Origin of the sequence: Paenibacillus sp. 453mf, from assembly GCF_900116105.1 — a bacterium.
GTDB lineage: Bacteria > Bacillota > Bacilli > Paenibacillales > Paenibacillaceae > Paenibacillus > Paenibacillus provencensis.
The window spans coordinates 1-2504 of the sequence record NZ_FPAC01000023.1; the positions used below are offsets into that span (position 1 = coordinate 1).

The window sequence follows — 2504 nt, forward strand, 5'->3', positions numbered from 1 at the left end:
GATGCTCGGGGATAAAAATCCTGCCCGAATGGCTGCATCCCCCAGGATAAGACCTCCCACAACGGTAACAGTAGAGCCAATGGCAGAAGGCAAGCGAACACCGGCTTCCCGCAATATTTCTAAAAAGATGAGCGACAGAAACATTTCCCCTGCCACACCTAATGGGATTCCTAATCGGTTAATGCCAATAGTTGCAAGTAAATAGTAAGGCAGTTGATCTTGATGATACGCAAGAATGGCAACCCAAAATCCGGGCAGCATGAGTGAAACGGACAACCCGAGCAAACGAAGAGTTTGCCCGAACGTGGCCGATAAAGCAGTAAAGTGGATATCTTCCGGTGTTTTCAGGAGCAAGAACAAATTGGCTGGAGCGATCAAAGCAGCCGGAGTACCATCCACAATTAATGCTACGCGGCCATTCATCATGCAGTTCACGGTGAAGTCCGGTCTTCCTGTGTACCCCATCAAAGGAAACAAAGCTCTTGTCGGTTCCATTAATTCTTCCAGTTGAGTGGCGCTGATTGCTCCGTCAATTTGAATACCATCCAATTTTTTCTTTATATCTTGAACAATATTCGGATTAACAATGTCTCGCATATAAAGAATCGCAACTGTTGTTTTAGTTCTCACGCCAACTGTTTTGGTTTCGTATACCATGCTGGTTGACTTGATACGTTTCCGAATCAGCGCAACATTGACGCCGACTTCTTCAACAAAACCGTCTTTTGGACCGCGTATCGAGACTTCAATGTTAGACTCTTCCGGCTTACGTGCCGGTTTTTTGGAAATATCGAGGGAGAACAACGAAGTTAGTGCCGGAATGAACAAAAGCAGCTTGCCCTCGAAAATATCCGTTTCGACTTGTTGCTCCCACTCCTCGAAAGAAATGCTCTCTAACTGTAATTGACACGACTCAACAATCTCCTCATTCTTATGAAATCCGTAAGTTTCATAAAAACGAGTCAAGTGGGGCAGCACCATATCCTGAATGAGCTGTTGGTTGTCACATAAACCATCGCAGTACAGCAAAACGATCCTCGACTGATCATCACCAGCTTTTATTTTGTAAACATGACGCTTAACATCTTGACACATCTGGAAGCGTTGGATAAGCGACGGTTCACTAAGCGGTTGTGAAACAGTTGCCACTTTGTTTGATGGCGATGGTAAGACCTCCGCCTTCTTATTTCTGAATCGTTTTATCATTCGTAGATACTCCTTTTATTTCGTGTTGAGGTTCGTACGACATATACGATCATGACCCCAATTGTAAAGACACAAAACGATGGAAAGTAATATAGGCTCAATAGGTCTTGAAAGACCATATCGCTAATAGGCAGCAATGTAACAACCAACATGAATAAAGCGCCTAGGAACATAGGTATCCACTTATACTTTTGTAATTTCCATAATTCCCCCAAGAGATACATGGAAAGGGACACTCGAATGAACATACCGGATAGCCATTGGTAAATCGAGAAAAAATCGACATGCTCCACATACTCGCCCAGTCGAACCATTCTCCATTGTTCATAAACAGGATATCGTTGGTTTGCCGCTTCATCAGGGCCATACATTGTAATCGAACCCATCAAAGGGCCGATCGTAAGCCCGGATAAAATGAGACAAACAAGCATCAAACTTATGAAGCCCGGTTTCTTCGTTAACTTATGCTGGATCAGCATCAGCAACGACAACTCCAGCAACCCGCTGGCAGCGTAGGGAACACCTTTCCATAGTGGAGGTGTTCCTTTTTCGAGCAAAGGAAAAAGCAAGGTATAATCTTTAAACTGAAAGTTTGCAATCATTACAAGGTCGCCAAGAATGACAACGAAAGGTAACAATATCCCGCTCACAATCGCAATGGTGCGAAGCCCCTGATATGCCGCAAAGAAACATCCGACAATTGTTGCTACCACAAGGACGAGCATTGGAGTTTGAGGCATATAAGTTGCAATTGTCCAAGTTAGAGTATCCTTCAAGGAAATGAGTCCCATGAGCCATACAAGCACACTATATATGAAAACCAGGGTTATGGAGAGAAACATTCCGAAATGCTGCTGCAACCAATCCTTTAAATGTATGCCGTTCATGTTTTTGATGATGTAGTTCAAAGAGCCAATCCAAAGAGGCGAAGCGATTAATACAAGAAGTACTACCAGCCAGGCATCTCGCCCTGAAGCACCGAGCAGTAACGGTATAATAATGACGTGGTTCAGCAAACCGACTGAAAGCATAATTATCATGTATGACTGTATAAGCGGAATTTTTGGCATAAAGATCACCTCTTTCAACTTTTGAAGAAGAATATGGAAACACCATTATATACTTTTCCCTCATCGTCTTCATTCCAATCACTTCGGCTATTCCATCTTGCAAAAGTTCCGTTTTTGATTAGGTAATTGGAATATGATAGCTTTTTGCTCCACATTGCCTCATTAAGTATGCTTCGGTATACTAAATTTAATGATTAAAATTCCGATTCTAACCATTTTAGGAACTTT

The 2504-nt window shown here is 42.7% G+C and carries 2 protein-coding genes; both read right to left on the bottom strand.

The features are described from left to right. Window positions 1-1206 (bottom strand): spore germination protein (locus tag BM415_RS24585; RefSeq protein WP_091161994.1); only part of this gene is annotated, 1206 nt, incomplete at its 3' end. Continuing rightward, window positions 1203-2276: an endospore germination permease gene (locus BM415_RS24590; RefSeq protein ID WP_006211809.1), complete on the bottom strand. Its 1074-nt coding sequence runs from the start codon at window positions 2274-2276 to the stop codon at window positions 1203-1205. The genes BM415_RS24585 and BM415_RS24590, both read right to left, overlap by 4 nt. Window positions 2277-2504 lie beyond the last annotated feature (228 nt).

What these genes read in the sequence shown, in the direction of transcription:
- BM415_RS24590 (WP_006211809.1), bottom strand. Translation starts at nt 2,276, where the DNA reads ATGCCAAAAATTCCGCTTATACAGTCATACATGATAATTATGCTTTCA.